Origin of the sequence: Mycobacterium genavense ATCC 51234, from assembly GCF_000526915.1 — a bacterium.
Lineage (GTDB): Bacteria > Actinomycetota > Actinomycetes > Mycobacteriales > Mycobacteriaceae > Mycobacterium > Mycobacterium genavense.
Genome location: NZ_JAGZ01000007.1, coordinates 58745 through 81764 on the forward strand (window position 1 = coordinate 58745; position 23020 = coordinate 81764).

The following is a 23020-nucleotide window of genomic DNA, read 5'->3' on the forward strand; positions in this document are numbered from 1 at the left end:
CCATTGTCGGCCCGAATATGACGGGTTCGTTACGGGAGGGTCCGCTGTGAATTCCCGACGAAAAATCGCGTAGAGCTGCGAAGGTCACGAAACGGTCACGGCGCACGATCGGATCAGTGCGGGTCCCCGGGTCCGCGTTGCGGTAGCTGCACCGGCTCGACGTTCGGCGTCCCCAGCGTCGAGGCGAGCCATGGCAACGCCGCGTCGAACGCCTGGGCGGCGAACGGCCAGTCGTGTTTGCCGGGCTGTGTCACCACCGCGCACCCGATCCCGTTGGCCCCGGCGATGGTGCACAGCGCATGGGCGGCGGCGTCCTGGCCCTCCGGATTGGCCGCGGCGGTGCTCCCGAGGGCGGGGTTGGCCGCCTGCGCGACGTTGTGTGCACCGGGCGGGGTGGGGATGTCGAACCATCCCGACAATCCGGTGTAGCGGCCGTGTCGAGTCATCACGGCGATCGGGTCGAAGTCCGCCCACGCGGCGGTGTGGCCGCCGAACAGCTCCGCGATGGTCTGTTCGTTACTGCCGATGTTGGGCCGCAGGTCGCCGGCGATGTCCACGAAGGCACTGAACAACTCCGGATGCATGACGGCGAGGGTGATGGCACACGTTCCGCCCATCGACCATCCGGCGACACCCCAACTGGCGCGGTCGGCGCTGACACCGAAGTTGGAAACCATGAACGGCACCACGTCTTTGGTCAGATGATCGGCGGCGTTGCCGCGGCGCCCGTTGACGCATTCGGTGTCGTTGTCGAACGATCCGGTGGGGTCGGGGAACACGAAGACCGGGGCAAAACCGTGATGGCGAGCGGCGAAGCCGTCGATCGCGGTGAATGCGCCGCCGGGTCCCAGCCAGTCGCGAGGCAGATTGAACGCCGAGCCGAGCATCATGACCGTCGGCAGCCGGGGCGGCGGATTGGTGTTGAACCACGCCGGGGGCAGATAGACTAGTTCCTGGCGGTGCGGAAAACCGGAGGCGTCGGCGTCGATGTTGACCGGCACCACCACGCCCTTGTCCGGTTTGGTGCCGGCGACCTGCATCGCGGTGACCTGCAGCCTGTCGATCTGATCGGGCAGCGGCGCCGACGTCAGCTGATTCCACGCCGCCAGCACGGTCGGGAAATAGCCCACCCACAGGTTCAGCGACATACCCGCGCACAACACACACAGCGGAACGGCGAGGAACGCCAGAGCCCGCCGCCACCAGCGGGCGCCGTTCCACCCCAGCACCAGCACCGTGGCCGTCAATCCGCTCATCGCGATCCACAGCCACAGGGACTTCGGTGCCGGGTCGCCGGCGACGCCGAGCGAGACGATGTACCAGTACGCCAGGGCGGCGACGGCGGCCGCGGCGATCAGGGCCACCGGCAGCGCGCGCCGCAACCAGCTGGGCCTGCGCCAGTCGATCACGATCAGCGCGACGAGCAACGCGAGTGCCTGCGCCGCGAGTGGCAACCAGCCGTGCAGCAGGGACAGTTCTCCGAGAAATCGGGGCAAACGTGCAGACCTTCGAAAACTATGGAACCCGGTTGGCCAGACCAACTATCCCATATCGCCCAACCGGTCCGTGCTCGCGAACGAGCGCAGTCGCAGGCTGTTGCCGACGACAAAGACGCTGGAAAACGCCATCGCCGCTCCCGCCAGCATCGGGTTGAGCAGGCCCAGTGCGGCCAGCGGAATCGCGGCCACGTTGTAGCCGAACGCCCAAAACAGGTTCGTCTTGATCGTGGCCAACGTCTTGCGGGAGAGCCGGATCGCGTCCCCGGCAGCGCGCAGGTCGCCGCGCACCAGCGTCAGGTCGGCGGCCTCGATCGCCACGTCCGCGCCGGTGCCCATCGCGATCCCCAGATCGGCGGTGGCCAGGGCGGCGGCGTCGTTGACCCCGTCGCCGACCATCGCGACGACCTTGCCGTCGGATTGCAGACGCCGTATTACCGCGACCTTGTCGGCGGGCATGACCTCGGCGATGACGTGCGCGATCCGCAGCTCGCCGGCGATGTGGTCGGCCACGATCTCGTTGTCACCGGTCAGCAGGACCGGCGTCAGTCCGAGCCGCTTGAACTGCCGGATGGCCTCGGCGCTGGTGGGCTTGACGGTGTCGGCGATCACCAGGATCCCGCGGGCGCTGCCGTCCCAGCCCACCGCGACGGCGGTCTTGCCCTCGCTCTCGGCGCGGCGTTTGGCCTCAGCGACCGCGGGGGTCAGGCACAGCGACCAATCGGCCAGCAGGGCGTTGCGGCCGACAACGACGGCGTGGCCGTCGACGACGCCTTGCACGCCCTTGCCTTCGACGCTCATGAAGTCGTCGGGCGTCGGCAGGGGGCCGAGCTCGGCGCCGGCGGCCTTGGAGATCGCTTGGGCGACAGGGTGTTCGGAGGCATCCTCGAGTGCTCCGGCGTAGCGCAGCAGGATGGCGCGGTCGGTGCCCGGGGCGGCGACGACGTCGACAAGGGCCATCTTGCCGGTGGTCACCGTGCCGGTTTTGTCGAGCACGATCGTGTCGACCTTGCGGGTGGACTCCAACACCTCGGGCCCTTTGATCAAGACGCCGAGTTGGGCCGCGCGACCCGTTCCGACCAACAGGGCGGTCGGTGTCGCCAGCCCCAGCGCGCACGCGCAGGCGATGATCAGCACCGCGACCGCCGCCGTGAACGCCGCGGCGACGGGGAAGCCGGCGACGAGCCACGCCACCAGCGTGGCCACCGCGATCGCGATGACGATCGGAACGAAGACGCCGGACACGCGGTCCGCCAGCCGCTGCACCTTGGCCTTGCCGGACTGCGCGGCCTCGACCAGCTTGGCCATCTGTGCCAGCTGGGTGTCCCCGCCGACCCGGGTGGCACGCACGACCAGACGTCCGCCCGCGTTGACGGTGGCACCGGTGACGACGTCGCCCTCGCCGACCTCGATCGGCACGGACTCGCCGGTCAGCATCGACGCGTCGACCGCCGACGAGCCGGAGACGACGACCCCGTCGGTCGCGATCTTCTCGCCGGGACGCACGACGAAGTCGTCGCCGACGTTGAGCTGCTCGACCGGGATGCGAAGCTCGACGCCCGGGCCGTCGGGACGCAGCATGTCGCGGCGCAACACGGCGACGTCCTTGGAGCGGTGCTCGAAGTAGCGGCCGGCCAGGACAAACAGGGTCACGCCCGCGGCCACTTCGAGGTAGATGTTGCCGGTGCCGTCGCCGGGCGTGACGGTCAGTGTGAAGCCGTGGTGCAGGTGCGGATGCCCGGCGGTGCCGAAGAACAGCGCATACAGCGACCAGAGGAACACCGACAGGGTCCCTATCGACACCAGCGTGTCCATCGTGGCGGCGCCGTGCGTGAGGTTGGCCCATGCGGCGGCGTGAAACGGCCGACCCGCCCACACCACCACCGGCGCGGCCAGTGCCAGCGATGCCCACTGCCAGTTGCGGAACTGCAGTACGGGGATCATCGCCATCGCGATCACGGGCGTGGCAAGCACCATCGCGGTGACCAGCCGGCTACGCAGCGAGGCCAGCTCGCGGTCGTCGTCGGTCGGTTCGGTCTGCGGTTGCGGCAGTGCGGCGGTGTAGCCGGCCTTTTCCACCTCGTCGACCAGCAACTGCGGGTTGTAGCCCGCCGGGACCGCGACCGACGCCCGCTCCAGTGCGAAATTCACGGTCGCCGTCACGCCGTCGAATTTGTTCTGCGCCTTTTCCAGCCGCGCCGCGCAGGAGGCACACGTCATCCCGGTGATGTTCAACTCCAGGTTGCTGACCGCGCTCGTGGTCATGACGCTCCTTTCATATACCCCCTGGGGTAGAAAGCACGCATACCCTTATACACCCCCGGGGTATCGTCGTCAAGGCCGTGTCGCTGCGGTGTTCGCCTGCGATTCTGCCTGGTCGGCGGTGTAGGGCCGATTTCGGGGCGCCCGACCGCTTCATCGGCTCGGCGTCGGCACCACCGCTGCGCTGCAACTGCCACGCGAGTTCGCCACGAAGGTCGGCGTCGTGCTGCGCGAAGAGGTCACCCGGCTGACCAAATCCGGCCTGTGGCCGGCGCGCTTCGCGTCCTCGCCGGTGTGGGATCCGGCTATTCCGGAGCCGCGATAGCCGGGGCTACTGCCCGGTAGGTGGAAGGAGAGACATCATGACCGTCGTCATCGTCGACGCGGGGCCCCATCAGGTGAGCCGCTCGGTCGACGTGGCCGCGCCGGCCGCCGAGCTCTACGAGATGGCCGCCGATCCCTGCCGTCATCGCGAGCTGGATGGGTCGGGCACCGTGCAGCGCAACATCAAAGCGCCGGAAACACTGGTCGTGGGGTCGAAGTTCGCGACGGCCATGAAGATGCTGGGCGTCCCGTATCGGATCACCAGCACGGTGACCGAGCTCAAACCGCACGAACTGGTCGAATGGCGCCATCCGCTGAGCCATCGCTGGCGGTGGAAGTTCGAGCCGCTGTCTCCCACTCTGACCCGCGTCACCGAGACCTTCGACTACCGCGACGCGGGCACGTTGAAGAAGAAATTGAAGTACTACGAGCGGATGGGGTTTGCGAAAGCCAACGCGTCGGGGATCGAGGCGACGCTGGCCAAGTTGCGCGACCGCTACGCCGCGAAGTAGGTAGGCCGGATCGTCGGCGTCCCACGCGACCAGCCCGGACACCCAATGGGTCAACTGCTCGACCTGATCGTTGTGGTGCAGATGGCGTGGCGGTGTTGCGAACGTCGAGTAAGGACGGCACCGCATGACGATGCGGGTTTCCCGTTCGCACATGGCCGCCACGGCCGGCCGCGCCTCTTCACCGAGTGGTTGGCCCGACATCCGGCCGGCGACCGCCATCATCACGTCGACCGCAAAGTCACGATCGTCGTCGAGCGCGGCATCCGCATAGACCTGGAGATAGGTGAACGGCCACCGCTCGTCCAGGACACACAGGCTGACCTTGCCGTCGCGTGCGATCACGCGAGCCTTGCCGCGGCCGGCCATCGTGGCGACCAACAGTTCGTCGGTGTCGGTGGTGATGTAGTAGACCACCGACATCGCCGGGCCGTCGCTGCGGCGGCGGTAGCCGAACACGCAGGTGCGGTGGGTCCGGACGAACTCCCGCCGCTCCGAGGGCAGCATGTCGCGGTCGGTCGGAGCGGTGTAGGGCGCAGCGGCCAGCGGCAGCAACATGCGAAATATTCTCGTTGTCAGTGGTATTGACCCCTCAACTATTTTTGGATACAGTGTGACCATTAATAATGACCCTGTCAAGCCGCCGCCGGCCCGCTCCCGCGGACGACCGGCCCTGGCGAAAGAGCGGATCATTGCGGCGGCCGTCGAAATTCTCGACGAACAAGGCGCGGACGCGCTGTCCATGCGAACGCTGGCACAGCGCCTAGGATCCGGTACCGCCACGCTGTACCGGCACTTCGACGACCGATCGGAACTGGTGGCCGCGGTCGTCGACCACATTCTCGGGGCAGCCGACCTCGATCCGGACGAGATTGCCGCACAGCCGTGGCAGCAAGCCTGTATCTCGTTCGCGCAGCACATGTTTGGCGCGCTGCGCGGGCATGGTAATGTCGCAGCCCTGCTGACCGACCACATCTCGATGGGGCCCAATGCGCTGGCCCACCGCGAGCTGTGCCTGTCGGTGCTGCTCGACGGCGGCTTCGCGCCGGAGGTCGCCGCCCACGCCTACGCGACCCTGGCCCGCTATGTCTTCGGGTTTGCCATCCAACAGTCTGGCGCGGCCGATGCTGCGCAAGATGCCGCGTCGGCCAGCGCATTCCGCCACCTCGACCGCAAACGGTATCCGGCGACGGCATCGGTGGCCGACGCTCTGCCGGTGCCCTTGGTCGACGAGTTCGCCTTCGGATTGCAACTGTTGATCGCCGGGCTCGAAAGGCTGCACGGATTGAAGGTGACCGCGCGGTGAATCGTGGTGCCTTCGGACAACCAGCCCAGCCTGCCGAAGGATTTGCGCAATGACCGGCTCGATGATCAGTCGTACCTTCACCAACGCAACGCATCCCATTTCGGATTCGCTGATCCTGCTGGGTCATCTGATCAGTCGTTACGGACTGGTCGTCGTGCTAGCCTGGATCGGCTTCGGCAAGTACGTCAAGATGGAATCCCCGGTTGCTGATCGAACACAACCCGCTGATGAGCTGGATGTACGACGTTTTCAGCGTCACGACCGTTGCCCGCGCACTGGGGACGATGGAAATCGTTGCGGCCCTTCTCATTGCGGTGTGCCCGCTGTGGCCCCGCGTGTCGGCGATCGGCAGCGCGCTCGCGGTGGTGCTGTTCCTGGGAACGTTGAGCTTTCTGTTCACGACGCCCGGCGTGGTCTCGACGCATGCCGTCGGCCTGCCCGTGCTCTCGGCGCTGCCCGGCCAGTTTTTGCTGAAGGACCTGGTGCTGATCGGGGTGGCGCTATGGACGCTCGGCGACGCGCTGCGTGAACAGCGTTCCCCGAATGAGACTCTTGGCTGACCCCAGCGCGGCTTGGTAGGTGTGCGGCGCCAGGCTATCCGCTTGCTCCGACAGCCCCCGGGTGAGTGCGCAGATGGCCTCGACCGTCGACCGGGCGTCGGTCTGGCCGTACAAGGTCCCGCGTCGCCGGGCATCGTCTACGATCTCGAAGACGACGTCGTGCAGCGCCTTGGATCCCGGGGATTCCCGTGTGCCGGCGGCACGCAACGCCCGCAAGAACCCGGTCAAATACGGATAGTCACGGATCAGCCGCGCCGACTCGTCGAGCACCGCGTCGAACCGGTCGCTGACGTGCTCGTGCTGCGCCGCGGCTTCGCGCAACCGCGGCGCGACGATCTGTTCGATCTCCTCTCCGGTCGCGTGCAACAGTTCGGATTTGTTCGGAAAGTAGTGGTACAGGCTGCCACTGGTCATGTCGGCCATGCGGGCGATCTCGCGGATCGTCGCTTGCGAGTAGCCGACCTCGGCCACGCAGCGCATCGCGGCGGTGATGATCCGGCGGCGGGTCTCCTCGCTGTCCGCTCCCACCGGACGCCCCAGCTGAGTCACTGGTTGTCCGGGTGGCGCGCTCGCCGGCTGATGCGGATGCGCCACGTCCGCTTTCGCCGCGTCAGGTAGTAGTCCTCGCTTACACTTTCACCGAGTCGCCAGCCACGCCATCTGGCCAGCAGGCACAGGCCCGAGCCGACGGCGATTCCCACCAATTCACCCAGCGGCGCCAGTCCGTAACGCGACAGCAGCACCACAGTGCCGCTGGCCGCCACCGCGGGCGTCGCGTAGAGCGTGTTGCCGCCGAAGATCGCCGGCGTGCGATTCACCGCCAGGTCACGCAGCGCCCCGCCCCCGACGGCGCTGATGGTGCCGAGCAAAATCGCTGGGAGCCAAGACAATCCGGCCGCCAATGTCTCCTCCGCACCGGCCACCGCCCAGGTGCCCAGCGCCAGCGCATCGACAACCGGGTAGGTCAGCGACCACACCCGTGCGCGCAGCAGGATCAGAAATGCGACCGCTGCCCCTGCCACCGCAATCACCACGTAGAGCGTGTCGGTCAACGCCACCGGCGGTCCGTGCTGCAGCAGCGTGTCGCGGATCAGGCCACCGCCTAGGCCCGATAGGATCGCCAGCGCCACGAATCCCACTGGGTCCATGCGGAATTCGCGTGCCACGGCCCCACCCAGCACGGCATTGACGAACACGCCGGCCAAGTCGATCGCGCGCGAGAACTCCCCCAACGCGAGGTTCACTGCCGCTCACCTCCGGCTTGATCGGTCGGTCAAATATATTCGACGTCGTAGTGCGCCCGCGGTCGAAGGGTGGGCAACCATGCGCGCGAAGGCACAGTTGGGCCGACCCGTCGGCGCCAGCGGCGCAGAGACGCGCCGCCGTATCGTCGCCGCGACCATGAAATGTGTGGCCGAGGTCGGCTACGCGCGGGCGACCATCCGCGAGATCGCCCGCATGGCGGACATGACCAGCGCCAGCCTGTACAACTACTTCCCGAACAAATCCGAACTGATCAAGGCGGCCGTCGCGGCCAGGACCGACATCGTCATGCCCCGGCTGCGCGCGGCCGCCGAGGGGCCCGGCAACATCGTCGACCGGATCGAAGCCGTGCTCGACGAGTCGGGCCAACTGATGCGCGAGTACCCGGACCTGGCCGCGTTCGAGTTCGCCATCCGGGCGGAAAACGTTGCGGCGCCGGTCCGCCGGAAGGTCCGCGGGCAACCGAAGAACCCAGGGTTCGAGGCGTTCCGCGACATCATCGAGGGCGTCGTCGAGGACGCCTGCGGGCGCGGCGAGCTGGGTGATCATCCGGATTCACGCGCTGTCGTGGCGGCGCTGTACGCGCTCGTCTACGGCCTGACCGAGCTGGCGGCCACCCTGCCACCGCGGGACTACCACGCCGCGTTGAGGTCGGCAAAAGTGCTGGTCCGGAGCACTTTGTTCGGCGAGCAGCCGAAGACGCCTTGACACGATCAAGCGATTGATTATTAGAGTCGACGCACGAAGAGCGGAGCCGGGACTTGACCGAGACTGTTGGGTACGCGTTCGACGTCGACGCACTGCGGCGCAAGTATGCCGAGGAACGTGCGCGCTGTCTGCGGCCCGACGGCATCGACCAGTACGTGGAGATCGCCGGTGAATTCGCGCGGTACGGCGAAGATCCCTGGGTCGACCAGGAATTCACCCGCGAGCCCCGCACCGACGAGGTCGACGTGGCGATCGTGGGCGCCGGCCTCGGTGGCCTGCTCACCGGGGTGCGGCTGCGCGAACAAGGCGTGTCAAGCGTGCGGTTGATCGACCGGGCGGCCGATGCGGGCGGCACCTGGTACTGGAACCGGTATCCGGGGATCGCGTGCGACGTCGAGTCCTATGTGTACATCCCGCTGTTGGAGGAACTCGGCTACATCCCGGTGGAGAAATACGCCAAGGGCGCGGAGATCTTCGCCCACTGCCAGCGCATCGCCGAAAAATACAACCTGTACCGTGACGCGTGCCTGCACACCGAGGTGCAGGAGATCCGTTGGGATGCAGCCGAATCCCGGTGGGTAATCCGCACCAACCACGGCGACGCGATGCGGGCCAAGTTCGTTTCGATGGCAAACGGCTATCAAGCCAAGCCCAAGCTGCCAAGCATCCCCGGGCTCGGATCGTTTCGCGGTCACACGTTTCACACCAGCCGCTGGGATTACCGCTACACCGGCGAGAAGCTGGAAAACCTCGCCGGTCTGCGCGTCGGGATCATCGGCACCGGCGCCACGGCGGTCCAATGTGTGCCGCATCTGGGTGCCGCGGCGCGGCACCTCTACGTCTTCCAGCGCACCCCGTCGTCGGTCGATGTGCGCGCGAACGCGGCCACGGATCCTCAGTGGGTCAACACCTTACAGCCCGGCTGGCAGCGCCGTCGCATCCAGAACTTTCAGATCTTGACCGCCGGCGGGCAGGCATCCGAGGATCTGGTCGCCGATGCCTGGACGAGCATCACCCGCAAGCTCCCGGTGATGCGTCACGACGGCCCGGATCTCCAAGGGTCGGTGGACCCGGAGCAGCGTGGCCGCGACATCGAGCTGGCGGACTTCGCCAAAATGGAGGAGATTCGGGCCCGGGTCGACGAGATCGTCACCGACCGCGCCACTGCCGAGGCGCTCAAACCCTGGTACGGGTACTTCTGCAAGCGCCCCTGCTTCCACGACGAATACCTGCAAACTTTCAACCGCGACAACGTGACCCTCGTCGACACACGCGGTCGCGGTGTGGAGCAGATCACCGAGTCCGGCGTCGTCGTCGACGGCGTGGCCTACGAGCTCGACTGCCTGATCTTCGCAACGGGTTTCGAGGTGGGCACCGACTACAGCCGGCGCACCGGCTTCGAACTGATCGGACGCCACGGGGTGAGCCTGACCAAGCACTGGAGTGACGGCGTGCGCACCTTTCACGGCTTGTGCGCCAACGGATTTCCGAACTGCTTCATCGAATGCATCTCCCAGGCGGGATTGACGGTGAACTTCCCGTACCTGCTTGACGTTCAAGCCACCCATGCCGCCTGGATCATCGCGTGGGCCCTCGAGCACGGCGCCACCGAGGTCGAGGCGTCGATTGCCGCCGAAGCGGCGTGGGTCGAGACGGTGGTGGCACGCTCGACCGCGACCGCCGAGCGTGCCAGGACCTGTACACCCGGTTACTACAACCGCGAGGGCAAGGCCGACGCCAAGACCCGACAGGGCAGCTTCTTCTTCGGCACGCCAACCGAATACGCCGACATCCTGGCGGCCTGGCGGGCCCAGGGCGTCATGGCCGGCCTCGAGATTCGCCGGACCGACCCGTGAAGTACCTACTCGGCCGGGCCCGCGCGGCGACCCGGCGTCGACGCTCACCCAAGGTCGCGATCATCGGCGCCGGATTCGGCGGGCTGGGCGCGGCGGTTGCGCTGCGCCGCGCCGGCATCGACGACCTGGTGATCATCGAGGCCGACGACGGCGTCGGCGGCACCTGGCGGCGCAACACCTATCCCGGCGCCGCCTGCGATGTCCAAAGCCACCTGTACTCGTTTTCATTCGCGCCCAACAAAGCCTGGAGCCGAACCTACGCGCGGCAGCCCGAGATTCTCGCCTACCTGGAGTCGGTGGCCGACGACTTCGATCTGCACCGTCATCTGCGGCTCAACACCAGGGTGCGCTTGGCGGTGTGGAATGCCGACACCTGGAACTGGGAGTGCCGGCTGGAACGCGACGGCCGCACCAGCACGCTGAGCGCCGACGTGGTGGTCTGCGCCGTCGGGCTGTTCGGCTCGGTGAAGCTGCCCGATATCGCTGGATTGACCGACTTCGGTGGCTCCGTCATGCACACCGCAGGGACCATGGCTTTTCGTCGGCGGGCAAGAAGGTGGCGGTGATCGGCACCGGTGCCAGCGCGATTCAGCTGGTCCCCGAACTGGCGAAGACCGCCGCAGGGGTGACGGTGTTTCAGCGTTCCCCGCCATGGATGGTCCCCAAAGACGACCGCCCATACAGCGCAACCGAATTGGCGCACTTCCGGCGCAACCCGCTGGCGGTGCGCCGCGCCCGCTGGCAGATCTGGAAACTGCTGCACGACAACACCGCAACCCTCGCGGACGACCCGGTGGTCGCCGACCGCACCCGGATTGCCACGTCTTTTCTGGAACGCAGCGTTGCCGACGCCGGGCTGCGCCGCGCCCTGACGCCGGACTATCCGTTCCGGTGCAAGCGGGTGCTGCTCGGCGACGACTACTACCGGGCCTTGCAGCAGGACAATGTCGCGCTGGTCACCGACCCGATTGACCACCTCACCGACGGCGGTCGTCACCACCGTCGGTGAGGTGGTCGACGTCGATGCGATCGTGCTGGCGACCGGATTCGAGACATCGCATTATCTGTCGGGCATCGAGGTGGTCGGAAGCGGAGGGCAGCGCCTGCACGAGCGCTGGGGCGAGGATCCCAGTGCCTACCTGGGCGTCGCGGTCGCGGGCTTCCCCAATTTCTTCATGCTGTACGGCCCCAACACCAACCAGGGCGGCAACTTGATCGTCTACATCCTGGAGGCCGGTGCGCGCCTGGTGATCAGCGCGGTCACCCGGCTGGCGCGCCGCGGCGGCTACCTCGAGGTGCGCCCCGAGGCCGAAAAGGCCTACAACGACCGACTTTCCGCCGACTTGGAGCGCACCATCTGGACCCAGTGCGACAGCTATTTTCGCTCGCCGTCGGGCCGGATCGTCACCCAGTGGCCGCACACCACGTTGGAATACGCGCGCCGGACCTGGCGGCTGCGGCCCCGAGACTGGTTGCACCGCACCGGTGCGCCTCCGGCGGCCGGGCCTCGGCTAAGCGATGCCGAAATCGATTACCCCGCGGATCAATTCACCGGCGGCTAGGTCGGCGTACGCTTCGTTGATCTCGTCGAGCCCGTAGCGTTTGGTGATCATTTCGTCGAGCAGCAGTTGACCCGATTCGTACATCGCGGCCAGCAGCGCAATGTCGCTTTTGGGGTTGCAGGAGCCGAACACGGTGCCGCACAACGTCTTGTTCATCAGGATGAAGTCCTGCAGCGCGACGTCGATGGAGTTGATCGCCGGCATGGGCAAACCGGTGAGCACACACGTGCCGCCCTTGCGAGTCAGCGCCAGCGCTGCGCCCACGTCGGCGGGGCCGATCATCGACACAGACACGACGACCGCATCGGCCATCACCCCGCGGGTCAGCTCACGCACCTGAACGATCGCCTCGGCCGCGGTCGCCGCCTGGTGCGTCGCACCGAAAGTCCGCGCCGACTCGCGCTTGAACTCGATCGGATCGACCGCGACGATGCGGGCGGCCCCGCTGATCCGGGCGCCCTGAACGGCCGCGGTACCGATTCCGCCGACGCCGATCACCACCACCGTGTCCCCGCCGCGCACGTTGGCGCGCCGCGCCGCCGAGCCGTATCCGGTGGGAACCGCACACGCCAGCAGCGCGGCGGGCACCAGCGGGAAGTTCGGGTCGATTTTGACCAGTGAATTCGCCGACACGACGGTGTGTTCGGCGAACGCGCCGATCTTGGATACGTGCCCGAGATCTCGTCCGTCGGCGCTGTGATGACGAAAGGTGCCGTCGGTGGGCATGCCCGGCGCCAACGTCCCGGAGCTGGTGTCGCACAGATACTCCATTCCCGAAGCGCACCAACGGCATTGACCGCACACCGCGACGAACGACGTCACCACGTGATCGCCCGGCGCGAAGCCGGCAACCTCGTCGCCCACCTCCACCACCACGCCGGAGCCTTCATGCCCGCCGATGGTCGGCGACATCGCCGGCAGCCCGAGCGAGCGCAGCACATCCGGCGGCGCGGCCAGCCTTCCCTGCCGGATGTGTTCGTCGGATTGGCACAGCCCGGTGGCGGCCAGCCGCACCAGCACCTCGCCGGCGCGCGGTGGATCCAGTTCGAACTCCTCGACCGATCACGGGCGGCCGTACTCGTAGAGGATCGCCGCGCGGCTTCGCATCGACACTCGGCCTTTCGTGAACTCGCGGGTTGTGCTGGGCTAAGCAAGCGTGAGGAGTGCTTCGCTTACACGGACGATAGACAGCGGCGTCGCGGCCGTTCAACGTTTGCGTGATGTGTTGTGGGCGATCGCCGAAGCGTCGGTCGCCGCGGGCCTGGCGTGGTACATCGCTCACGACGTGCTGGGCCACCCGGACCCCTTCTTCGCACCGGTCGCCGCGGCGGTGTGCGTGTCGGCGAGCAATGTGTTTCAAGGGCAACGCGCGGTGCAGAACATTGTCGGTGTGGCACTGGGCATCTGCCTGGGTGCCACCGTGCAGCAACTGTGCGGCACCGAGTCGATTGCCATGGCCGCCACGGTGTTTGCCGCGTTGTGCGTCGCGGTGTTGTTCGGGCAGGGTATCCTGGCCCGCGACTTGACTTTCGCCAACCAGACCGCCGGCTCCGCGGTCCTGGTCATGGCGCTCTCGGTCGGTACCGACAGTGTGTTTCAACGCCTGCAGGAGGCGCTGATCGGTGGCGGCGTGGCACTGGTGTTGAGCATCCTGGTGTTCCCGCCCAATCCGCATACCGCGTTGCGCGACGCCCGGATCGCGGTATTCGCCGCCCTACACGACTTGCTCGTCGAGACCGTGGAGCGGGTCGCCGGTACCGCGCCGATCGCGTCGGCCTGGCAGTACGCGAGCGTCGACCGGCTGCACGACCGACTCGAGATACTCAGCAAGGCCCGCACCCACGCCCGGCATCTCGCGTTGATCGCGCCGCGGCGATGGGCCGAACGCGACGCGGTACGAGACGCGGATCGGCAAGGCGCGCAGGTGGCCTTGCTGGCCGGCTCGCTGCTCTATCTGGCGCGCGTGACGACGGCGGCCGGCGGCTCGCTTCCCGCACCGATACACGCCGCGCTCAGTGACCTGGCGGCCGGACTGACCCTCGCCGAGCCGAATCCGCAGGCGGCGAGTACCCGCGTCGCCGCCGCCCGCGCCTGTGCCGGCGCGGACGACTCGGCGCTTGCCGCCGTCCTCCAAACCTGTGTCGAGGACCTACAACTCGCGATCGACCCGCGGCACTAGGTGCCATGGGGGGAGGGATCGTCGAACCACGGCGAACTTGACCTCAGGCTGATTCTCACCGATGCCACCAGCTTCTACTACCTGGTTTAGCCGCCGGCGGCCACCCTGGCCCGCTCGGTCATCGAGGCAACCACGCCACCGTCGTTGAGGATGTCGGTGCCGGTGAGGTAGCCGGCCTTGTCGCTGGCGCAGAAGGCCAATAGCTCGGCCATCTCCTCGGGCCTGCCCCAGCGCGGGACGGCGGCGTCGGCTACCATCGCGCCGGCACCGGCCTGCTCCTCGAGGCGGCCCATTTCGGTGTCGATGGATCCCGGTGACACCGAGGCGATACGTAATCCCTTGGCGTTGAATCTTTTCGCCTGCGATTGGCTGTACCACTTCACGAAGTTCTTGCTCAGCGCGTAGGCGTACCCGGGCCGCGCCTCCTCCGGCATGGGGTCACACGCGGCCATCATGGCGTCTCAGAAGGCGTCGCCGTCGGTGAGCGCCAGCGGAAATTGCGCTGTCGGAATCAGTTCCGCGGGCAGCAAGTGGGCCGCCATCGACGCGACGTTGACTATCACGGAGCCCTCGCCGGCCACCGTATAGAACGCCTCGTTGACGTTGACGGTGCCCACGGCATTGGTCCGCATCACATAATCGGCGGCACCCATGCTGGGGCTCACCCCCGCGGTATGGATCACCGAGGCAAGCGTTCCGAGGCGTTTTGCGGTGTCCAAAAGGTCTGCCACCGCAGCCCGGTTGGTCACGTCGCAGTTGACGATCGTGGGATCCATCCCGAGTTCCTTGAGGGCGGCGGCCGCGTTGTCCAGCCGGTCTTGCCTGACGTCACAGAGGACGACGATGTGGTCGCGGCCGACGATCTTGGCCGTGGCCAACCCCATGCCGTCGGCACCGCCGGTGATTACCGAGACTCGATTCATACCTGGACGGTATACGTAGCCCGCTCAGCGGTTTGCGCGTACTAGTGGTTCAGCGCCGACTCCGCCGGATGGTGCGGATGACCGGCGTGCCGAACCGCCGTGCCGAGGAACGGCGCCTGCAGGGTGGCGGCCACGTAGCGGCGGTTGACGATCAGCCCGCCGACCGTGATCACGGCGTAGATGCCGCAGAGGACCAGCCGTCCAGGCGTCGAGGTGATCGGGAACTGAACGAGGAACAATCCCAGCAGCGTCCAGGCGGCGGCGCGGTGAAAGCGCAGCGCCAGGATCACCGCGACGCCCATCAAGGTTTGGCCGGCGGTGAGCAAGACTTCCTCGATCTGGCGGGAGTCGAGCTCCAGGGCGAAGCCGCCACCACCGAGCAGGTGGGCGAGCGGCAGCGATCCGATCAGCAGCGTCCACTGGTTGACCTTGGACGAAATCAGGGTGGCGATGGCCGCGGTGCCCTTACCGCGCGTGGCGAAGATGGTCGCGATGATGAACTCGGGCGCCTCGGAGGCCAGCGGTGCAAGCCACTGCACCAACAGGAACCGGTCGATCCCCAACTCGGTGCCGGCCGCGACCAAATTGTCGGCAAATGGCTTGGCACACAGCAGGATCACCGCCCCGGACACCGCGAACAGGCCCACCACCACGGCGCGGCGGGTACGGTCGGACAGTTCGCCGAGTGCGGCGGCGGTACCGACCAGGTCGGGCTCTTCGACGTCGCCGTGGCTGACCTTGCATAGGTAGAAGCCGAACCAGGCCAGCAGCGCCAATCCGAGTCCCAGGTGGATCTCGCCGCCGACCGGTATCGCGAACGCGGCCACGCCGGCGATCAACAAGAACCCGAGTTCGACGCGGTTGGCGGGCTCGAGGGTCAAACCGGTCGCCTTGCCGGTGCCGATCCGCCGGGCCGCCACGATGCTGACCAGCACCACGACCGGCCAGCCCAGGCCCATCAACAGCCGGTTGGATCCGGTCATATTGGCCGCCGCGTACTGCGTGTTATGGCCCGAAACGAACGCGTAGTAGAGGTCCACGGCGTACTCGGACAGTACGGCGACCAGCGCGAGCACCGCGATCGCCAGTCCTCCGGAGACGTCGATCTGCGCGGCCTCGGCGGCCCATGCCAGCAGAAAGCTGGCCGACACGACGGCGGCGCCGAAGACCAGCAGGGCGACGACCGGGTCCGGATGCAAGCCGAATTACCCGGACGACAACCGCGGGTGCGATGAACAGCGTGGTGATCAGGGCCGAACGGAAGAGAATCCGGCGCGGTGTGCGTGACGCGCCGGAATCGAGGCGATGGCCCTGTCAGTGACGAGCATCGTCGTCCTTCACTCTGGTTGGCCGATCAGGAATGGCATTTTGGCTCGCGGTCCTGGCTTGACCCGCTCGCCAAAGCTACCCGGGATACCCCTATCCAGCAACGTTGTGAAGATGCCAATCGGTGCCGGCCGTCGACCTATCTTTGCAGGCCATAGCCATCAATCTAAAAAGTTAGGTCCAACTAACTGCAGTTTATGGCAAACCGATCTAGGCGTCTTACGGGGACTCTGTGCGCGGGTGGACGGGTTCGGTGGAGTGCGCGGCCAGCCTGCGAGGGGACCGTGGAACCGCAACATCCACTGCGACGCATTGCTGGAGTCCGGGTTCCGCTGGACGTGCGACGATGTGATGGCGGCCGAGCTAGCGGGCTTCGATACGCGGTGTCCGGCGCCGCGCTGCATCGCCTGGGTCAAACCGGCGAGCCGTCGGCGGTCGGGCCCCATCGCGGCCGCCGCGGCCTGGGTGAACATTTCGACGGCCTGCTTGCGGGTCAACGACGTCATGAATTGCGCGGCGGCCTTCATGACGTCGCCGGCCATCAAGGTCGGTCCGTTCGCCAGGTTGTCGAACGCCTCCGCGATGATGTCGTCCACCGCTGCCGCACCCTCGGGGACCTCGTCGGGCGAACCGATGGTGCCGCGACTGAATTCGAGTGCCCGCAAAGCGGGCGTGTTCGTCTTGCCCAGAATCAGGCCCAGCACGTCGACGCCCTTGTCGTGCAACTCGGCCCACAGCGCCTCGGCGAACACCATGTCGAACGCCTTGGTCGCGCCGTAGGCCACCATGTTGGGTCCGCCGGCCAGTCCCGCGCCGGATCCGAAGATGACGATGCCGCCGCTGCCCCGCTCGACCATCGCCGGGGCGAAGTGATGGCACAGCTGCATCGGCACCATGCAGTTGCGCTGCACCATCGCCTCGGTGGCCTCGATCGGATTGTCAAGGAAGGGTTCGTAATTCGGGTCGGCTCCGGCGCAGTACGCCAGGAAGCCGATCTCCAGGTCGCTGGTGGCGTCGGCGATTCTGGCCGCCGCGTCCGGGGTGGCGAGATCGACTGCGAACGTGCGGGTTTGGACCGCCGTTCGGTTTTCGATCTCGGCCACTAGCTGGTCGAGCATCGCCTGGCGGCGGGCCAGCAGCACGACATTGACACCACGTTCGGCCAGTCCCGTGGCGAACGCCGCACCCACGCCGTCGGAGGCACCGGCGACCACTGCCCACGGGCCGTACTTGGCTGCGAATGTCATGGAGCGCTCCTAGGGGCCGAACGTCGTGATGCGGACCTGGGTGAACCGGCGTCGGGCGATGCGCAGCCGTCGTCGGTCCGGACGATCTCGTCGTCGTAGAAACCCCACGCATTGACTCCGGATTCGTTGTCGCCGAACATGATTACCGCGTCGATGTAGGTGCGTGCCGATGCCTTGTCACCATCGAGCGTGATGGCCTGATTGGACAACCGGTGCAGGGTGTGGCCGGCCGGCGCGTGCGTCTTGTCCATGAATTCGGTGACTTCGTCTACGCCGTGCCAGGTGCCGATCTCGCCGTAGTCCAGCTCGCAGTCGTCGGTGAACACCGTGCGAAGCAAGGGCCAGTCGCGACGATCGATCCCGGTGGCGTAGCGCACCAGCAGATCGGAGATGTCCTGACGGTCTTCTCGTTCGGTCATGCCTGCCTCAATTCGGGTTTCCGGTCTGGCCGAGCACGATGCGGGCGGTCCTTTGGACCTGCGGGCGCTTACATGTTCGCCGACCGTACGTAGAACTCGCCGACCGCGAAGGCGTCGACCAAAGCGACGGCGTCCCCGGCGACGGCCTTGGCCGCGGCCACAGCACGCAAAGCGTCTGCCTTCTTCTCGAATAATCGAGTTATCCTGTCGAATGTTCGCTATAACTGTAGAAACCCGCTCTCAGAGGAGTCAAGCAATTCGCGGATCCACCTCGGTGCCGACCGCGCGAGTACACGACGTTGTCGAGCTGTTGGCGCGGTTTCCCAATACGCGGCTGCGCTTCTCCGACATCGTGCGCGAGCTCGATCTGACGCAGGGGACGGTGCACGCAATCCTCAAGACGTTGGGCGATCGCGGCTGGGCGAGTCGGGATCCCGTCGCGAAGACCTTCTCGCTGGGACCGGCGCTGGGTGTGGTCGCGGCCCGCATGGACACCGCCCGGCCGCTGGTGCACGCAGCACGAGCGGCGGCCCTGCGACTTGCCCGCGAGGTCGGCTACGCCGGCTCGGTGGTCGAGTGGTTCGGTGATTCGTTGGTAGTCACCGCTTTTGAAGGCGATCCCGCCACCCAGCCCGCGGGGATACCCGGGGATCGCATCCCGTATGCGCCGCCGTTCGGCGTCGCATTGGCCGCCTGGGACAGCGAGGAGGAGCAGCGCGCGTGGATTCGGCGCGGCGCGGGCAGCAACGCCGACCGCGTGCGGCGCCTGGAACACGTCTTGGCGCACACCCGTGAGCGCGGGTTCGACGTCGACTGGACGACGCCGGCGCTGGCCCAGGCCGTCCAGGTCGTCGCCACGCTGGACAGCAACGAGATGCCGACGCCGGTGCGCCACATTCTCGACCAACTCCTCGTCGAGTTCACCACCATCGGCTTCCTCTCCGACGACAATCCCGGACGCCGCAAACAGCCGGTCGTGACCATCGCCGCACCGGTTTTCGACCATCGCGGCCACGTCGCCCTGATGCTGGTCGTGCACCCGTTGTCTCCGCTGTCCGCGCGGCAGATTCAGGTCATCGGGAACAAGCTCACCGCCGAAACCACGGCGATCAGCGAGGCCCAGCAACATCCGCCGGTCGTGGACCTCGAGGAGCGCAGCACCGCGCGGTAGTCCTAGGGCTTCTCCTCGCGCCTGGGCACTTCGGCGTCGAATGCGTTGAGTGTCACGGCCACCATCGCGAAACAGCCCACCAGGAACACGATCTCGGCGGCCCCGAGCTCGCCGAATCGCGCGACGGCGGCTCGATAAGTGGTCTCAGAGAGGACGCCGCCGCGGGTCAGGGCGACTGCCATGTTGAAGGCGACACGTTCGTCGTCGGTGAGGTCGGCGGGGCGTTCGCCCGCGGCGATGGTGGCGACTTTGTGCGCGGATAGCCCAGCGCGCTCGGCGAAGTACTCATGCCCGTAGACCGCATAGCGCGCCCTGAACTTTGCGACTGTGACCAAGATGACCAGTTGATGGACACTGCCCGGTAGCAGACGGTGGTCCCACAGCGCTCGGTTCAACGCCCAAGCCGGCGAACCGAATTGGGGAAAGTGCAGCCATCCGTTGAATGGACCGATCAAGGCGCCGTCTTGGCGGTGGGCGACGAGTTCGCCGAAACTGCTGTCGATTACGGCCCGCATGTCGGCGTACAGATCTTGCTGTGCGGTGGTCAAACCGGTCGGCGGCAATGGTGGAAGTCGCATCGGGTTCCCTCCTCGCGCGATCGGGTGACTTCTCCGAGCCAATCGCCAGCACGATCACTTGTCCACGACCACGATGTGATCACTGGTAAGTTACGCTTCCTGCCGCAGGTTAGAGCCGCTTAAGCTCGACGTATGGAACTGCGGGCTGACGACGCACTTGGTGCGCGCGGAACCGCTGCACGCGGTACTGCCCGGAACTAGCTCGGGCGAACCCATTGCGGCACGACGACTTACGGTCCTGCTCGATATCGACCAGTCGGCCTGGTCTTCGTGGAACCGCTTCGCCGGGGAGTTCGCGGCGGCGAGCGGTGCCCGTACTGTCCGGATTGACGACGGCGGCATCACCGGCGACGCGTTCTACGCCCGTGTCCGTCGGATCGGGGCCCCGATTCTCGCTTCGCCCAAGCGGCACACCGCGGTGACGCCGCCGAGCCTCGGTTCAGCGGCCCGTCGCGGATCCGGTGCCGCTTTGGACCTGGTCGCTGGTGCACCGTGACGACGACGACAGGGTCGGCGTCTCCCAAGTGGTGGAAGCACTACTGACACTGGCGCAGAGCCGGAATTGGCGCGCTGCTCCCGTCGAACGATGGTGGACGCCCGCTGACGATCCGCACCGAAGCGTGCTCGACGGCGCGAAGCAGCGGTAGGAAGCTCTGTCGAACAGAGGTAGGCGACGGGTCCTGGACGGCGGATTCTCGCCGCGTTTGAGTGGAGGTAACGACGGAGGGGCGAAAAGCGATGGCACATCGATACGTTGTGGACGAACTGGCCGGGTTCGTCGTCGGCGCACAGCCGGCGGATCTCAGCGCACACCCGCGGGCATTGCTCAAACGCAACGTGCTCGACAGCATCGCCTGCGCCGTGGGAGCACTCGACGGCGAACTCATCCCGACGATCCGTGAGCACACCGGCCAGTTCGGCGGGGCCGCCTCGGCGACGCTGATCGGCGGCGGTCGGGCCTCGGTCGACCAGGCCGCGTTCTTCAACGCCGTGCTGGTGCGCTATCCCGACCTGCTCGACACGTACCTCACCGTGAGCGGCCTTTGCCACCCGGCCGACAACTTCGGAGCGATCCTGGCCGTGGCCGAACACGTCGATGCCAGCGGCGCCGATTTCCTGCTCGCACTTGCGGTCGCCTACGAGGCCCAATGTCGTTTCAGCGCACAGGTTCCCGTGATGGCGCAAGGCCTCAATCACGCGCTGCAGCTGGCGATGTCGGTGGCGGCCGGTTCGGCGAAGTTGTTCGGCTTGGACGCTGAGCAGACCGTGCATGCCATCGCCGCCGCTGCCGCCGACAACGTCTCGCTTGCCGCGGTTCACGCCGAACCGGTGTCGAACTGGAAAGGCATCTCCCCGGCGATCACCGGGATGCGTGCGGTGTACACCACGATATTGGCCGGATGCGGGATCACCGGACCCAAATCATTGTTCGAGGGTCCGCATGGCCTGGTCCAACTCTTCGATCAGCCAATCGATTTCAACACCGCCCACCGCGGGCTCACGGCGGTGGAACATGCCTACCTCAAGCAGTTCTGCGCGTTGATCGACGGACAGGCCATCATCGACGCGCTATTGGCGATTCGGACGGCCCACCAGCTGCGCGGCGAGGACGTCGCGAGGGTGCGGGTCGAGGTGTTTGCGACCGCGTACGACATCGCCGGCGGGGGCGCCTACGGCGACAAGGATCATCCGCGGACCAAGGAGCAGGCCGACTACAACCTCAAATATCTGTCCGCCGTTGCACTGCTCGACGGGGGAGCGGGTCCCGAACAGCTGGAAAACGACCGTGTTCTGCGCAGCGACGTCCAGGAGCTGTTGGCCCGGGTCGACGTCGTCGCCGCGGCCGACCTGACCGCAGACTATCCGCAACGCACGGCGACGCGGGTGCATGTGCGCACCCGAGACGGACGGGAATTCACGCGCGAGGAAAGCGATTACGAGGGATCACCGACTCGACCGTTGACGTGGGACCGCGTCGTCGACAAATTCAACTGGCTGGCCGAGCCCTGCTGCGACGACGCGCTGCGGACCGACATCATCGCCGCCGTCGAGCACGTCGACGAGATCCCGATCAGCGAACTCACCGGACTTTTGGGCGCGGTGAGCCCGGTAGGGCAACGTCCCCGCAGCCGGCCGCGGTTCTGACGGGCTGCGCGCGCCCTCTTGCGTCGTTAGCTGCCCGCGTTGAATGATCGGCCATGCGCAAAGATCGCGGCATCAACCGGTGGGAGTTGGTTACCTGCGCGCTGGCAGGTCATGTCACCTACGCGCCCGCCGAGCAGGGGCGTGCCGACCGGCTCAGCGGCACGACCGGACTCGGTGCGGTGTGGCGATGCCTGCGCTGCGGGGAATTCGTCGTCGGCGAACCACACGGCCGGGGCCACGCAGAAGACGCGCCGATGATTATGCGCGGCAAGGCTTTACGACAAGCCATCATCATTCGTGCGCTTGCGGTCGAGCGGCTGTTCCGGGCGGTGGCGATCGCGCTGGCGGCGTACGTGGTGTGGACGTTCCGCGGCGCACGGGGATCCATCCAGGCCACCCTCGACCGCGACCTGCCGATCTTTCGGGCCGCCGGATTCAAGGTCGACCAGATGACGATTGTGCACGAGCTCGAAAAGGCGCTGGCCGCCAAGCCTTCGACCTTGGCGCTGCTGACGCTGATGCTGACCTGCTACGCCCTTATCGAGGTGATCGAGGCTGTCGGCCTGTGGTTGCTCAAGCGGTGGGGCGAGTACTTCGCGGTGATCGCCACTGGGGTATTCCTGCCGCTGGAGATTCACGACCTGGCCAAGGGCATCACGACGATGACGCGGCTGGTCACCTTCGGCATCAACATCTTGGCGGTGATCTACCTGGTGGTCTCCAAGCGCCTGTTCGGCGCGCGCGGCGGCCGCGACGCCTACGACGAGGAACGGCGCGACGAGCAGCTCCTCGACGTGGAGCGGGCCGCCTTGACGGCCTGATGCTCGCGGATGTGGCACACTGGATGCTGCCCAGCGTTGGGCGAGGGGATTTCCCTTGAGGCAGCAGCATTTTCGTCGGCGTGAAGCTAACCGTGCCGTTTGGACACCACGATGAGGTGGAACGTGGCGAGCGGTACAGAACGTCCCGGAATGTGCGCCATGCCACAACCCGAATTTTCACCGCGTTTACCAACCTGCTGCACACTTGTAAAACAGCTGCGGTGAAATACACGAGTCGGCTAACTAGGCTGGCGTAGGAGGGGTCGAGACGTGCAAACACTGCAGACCTTGACCAATCAGAGCGCTACCAACCTCGATGTAGTGGCCCCAATCAAAGCTCGCGCCTGTGACGCGCTGAACCTGGT

14 protein-coding genes and 8 pseudogenes are annotated in these 23020 nt (G+C 66.7%); 11 read left to right on the forward strand and 11 right to left on the reverse strand.

Going from position 1 to position 23020, the window contains the following annotated elements; genetic code table 11:
- Positions 1 to 113: 113 nt before the first annotated feature.
- Positions 114 to 1496, reverse strand: coding sequence for an alpha/beta hydrolase (locus tag T428_RS0116310; RefSeq protein WP_025737319.1), 1383 nt, complete (start codon positions 1494 to 1496; stop codon positions 114 to 116).
- A gap of 45 nt (positions 1497 to 1541) precedes the next feature.
- Positions 1542 to 3761, reverse strand: coding sequence for a heavy metal translocating P-type ATPase (locus T428_RS0116315; protein ID WP_025737320.1), 2220 nt, complete (start codon positions 3759 to 3761; stop codon positions 1542 to 1544).
- Positions 3762 to 4120: 359 nt separating this feature from the next.
- On the opposite strand from T428_RS0116315, the gene T428_RS0116325 reads away from it, so the two are divergent.
- Entirely contained in the window at positions 4121 to 4594 is a 474-nt protein-coding gene (locus T428_RS0116325) for an SRPBCC family protein (protein WP_025737321.1), read from the forward strand.
- A 6-nt stretch (positions 4595 to 4600) separates the two neighbouring features.
- Here T428_RS0116325 and T428_RS32160 read toward each other — a convergent pair.
- Positions 4601 to 5149: pseudogene (locus T428_RS32160) on the reverse strand (pyridoxamine 5'-phosphate oxidase family protein); the annotation flags it as partial.
- On the opposite strand from T428_RS32160, the gene T428_RS0116335 reads away from it, so the two are divergent.
- Together T428_RS0116335 and T428_RS28715 are read left to right on the forward strand one after the other, a co-directional pair.
- The gene (locus T428_RS0116335) at positions 5148 to 5897 is read left to right on the forward strand and encodes a TetR/AcrR family transcriptional regulator (RefSeq protein WP_084298775.1); all 750 of its coding nucleotides are present in this window, start codon (positions 5148 to 5150) and stop codon (positions 5895 to 5897) included. The pseudogene T428_RS32160 and the gene T428_RS0116335 overlap by 2 nt on opposite strands.
- Positions 5898 to 6027: 130 nt before the next feature.
- Positions 6028 to 6457: pseudogene (locus T428_RS28715) on the forward strand (DUF417 family protein).
- Here T428_RS28715 and T428_RS0116345 read toward each other — a convergent pair.
- Positions 6398 to 7006 carry a TetR/AcrR family transcriptional regulator gene (locus T428_RS0116345; protein WP_025737323.1) on the reverse strand — a complete coding sequence of 203 codons (609 nt, stop codon included), beginning with the start codon at positions 7004 to 7006 and terminating at the stop codon, positions 6398 to 6400. The pseudogene T428_RS28715 and the gene T428_RS0116345 overlap by 60 nt on opposite strands.
- A complete protein-coding gene (locus tag T428_RS0116350; protein WP_025737324.1) occupies positions 7003 to 7701 on the reverse strand; it encodes a trimeric intracellular cation channel family protein in 699 nt (232 codons plus the stop codon). Before T428_RS0116350 ends, T428_RS0116345 begins: the two co-directional genes overlap by 4 nt.
- Before the next feature lie 79 nt (positions 7702 to 7780).
- Between T428_RS0116350 and T428_RS0116355 the strand changes: the two genes are divergently transcribed.
- The 3 genes and pseudogenes from T428_RS0116355 (at position 7781) to T428_RS35490 (ending at position 11846) form a co-directional block, all read left to right on the forward strand.
- The gene (locus T428_RS0116355; protein WP_025737325.1) at positions 7781 to 8428 is read left to right on the forward strand and encodes a TetR/AcrR family transcriptional regulator; all 648 of its coding nucleotides are present in this window, start codon (positions 7781 to 7783) and stop codon (positions 8426 to 8428) included.
- A 53-nt stretch (positions 8429 to 8481) separates the two neighbouring features.
- Positions 8482 to 10284 carry a flavin-containing monooxygenase gene (locus T428_RS0116360; protein WP_025737326.1) on the forward strand — a complete coding sequence of 601 codons (1803 nt, stop codon included), beginning with the start codon at positions 8482 to 8484 and terminating at the stop codon, positions 10282 to 10284.
- Positions 10281 to 11846 (forward strand): annotated as a pseudogene (locus T428_RS35490) (flavin-containing monooxygenase). The gene T428_RS0116360 and the pseudogene T428_RS35490 overlap by 4 nt, the downstream one beginning before the upstream one ends.
- Here T428_RS35490 and T428_RS28725 read toward each other — a convergent pair.
- Positions 11796 to 12953 (reverse strand): annotated as a pseudogene (locus T428_RS28725) (Zn-dependent alcohol dehydrogenase). The pseudogenes T428_RS35490 and T428_RS28725 sit on opposite strands and share 51 nt — an antisense overlap.
- Before the next feature lie 115 nt (positions 12954 to 13068).
- Here T428_RS28725 and T428_RS0116375 point away from each other — a divergent pair.
- Entirely contained in the window at positions 13069 to 14025 is a 957-nt protein-coding gene (locus tag T428_RS0116375; protein ID WP_051465262.1) for an FUSC family protein, read from the forward strand.
- An 86-nt stretch (positions 14026 to 14111) separates the two neighbouring features.
- On the opposite strand, the pseudogene T428_RS28730 reads toward T428_RS0116375, so the two are convergent.
- The 4 pseudogenes from T428_RS28730 to T428_RS28745 all read right to left on the reverse strand — a co-directional run bounded on the left by T428_RS28730 (position 14112) and on the right by T428_RS28745 (position 17940).
- Positions 14112 to 14948: pseudogene (locus tag T428_RS28730) on the reverse strand (SDR family oxidoreductase).
- 41 nt (positions 14949 to 14989) lie between these two features.
- A pseudogene (locus T428_RS28735) lies at positions 14990 to 16276 on the reverse strand (sodium/calcium exchanger protein).
- 432 nt (positions 16277 to 16708) lie between these two features.
- Positions 16709 to 17521 (reverse strand): annotated as a pseudogene (locus tag T428_RS28740) (SDR family NAD(P)-dependent oxidoreductase); the annotation flags it as partial.
- Positions 17522 to 17530: 9 nt separating this feature from the next.
- A pseudogene (locus T428_RS28745) lies at positions 17531 to 17940 on the reverse strand (nuclear transport factor 2 family protein).
- Positions 17941 to 18214: 274 nt separating this feature from the next.
- Between T428_RS28745 and T428_RS0116410 the strand changes: the two are divergent.
- Positions 18215 to 19111 carry a helix-turn-helix domain-containing protein gene (locus T428_RS0116410; RefSeq protein WP_051465263.1) on the forward strand — a complete coding sequence of 299 codons (897 nt, stop codon included), beginning with the start codon at positions 18215 to 18217 and terminating at the stop codon, positions 19109 to 19111.
- Between the two features lie 2 nt (positions 19112 to 19113).
- Here T428_RS0116410 and T428_RS0116415 read toward each other — a convergent pair whose 3' ends face one another.
- Entirely contained in the window at positions 19114 to 19689 is a 576-nt protein-coding gene (locus T428_RS0116415) for a carboxymuconolactone decarboxylase family protein (protein WP_025737330.1), read from the reverse strand.
- A gap of 160 nt (positions 19690 to 19849) precedes the next feature.
- Here T428_RS0116415 and T428_RS28750 point away from each other — a divergent pair, with 160 nt between their 5' ends.
- From T428_RS28750 to T428_RS0116430, 3 genes are all read left to right on the forward strand, one after another.
- The gene (locus T428_RS28750; protein WP_156942978.1) at positions 19850 to 20185 is read left to right on the forward strand and encodes a hypothetical protein; all 336 of its coding nucleotides are present in this window, start codon (positions 19850 to 19852) and stop codon (positions 20183 to 20185) included.
- 260 nt (positions 20186 to 20445) lie between these two features.
- On the forward strand, positions 20446 to 21834 hold the full coding sequence (locus tag T428_RS0116425; RefSeq protein ID WP_025737332.1) for an MmgE/PrpD family protein: 1389 nt from the start codon (positions 20446 to 20448) through the stop codon (positions 21832 to 21834).
- Between the two features lie 53 nt (positions 21835 to 21887).
- Positions 21888 to 22655 (forward strand): DUF2127 domain-containing protein, encoded by a 768-nt coding sequence (locus T428_RS0116430; RefSeq protein WP_025737333.1) that lies wholly within the window; start codon positions 21888 to 21890, stop codon positions 22653 to 22655.
- The last annotated feature ends 365 nt before the right edge of the window (positions 22656 to 23020 follow it).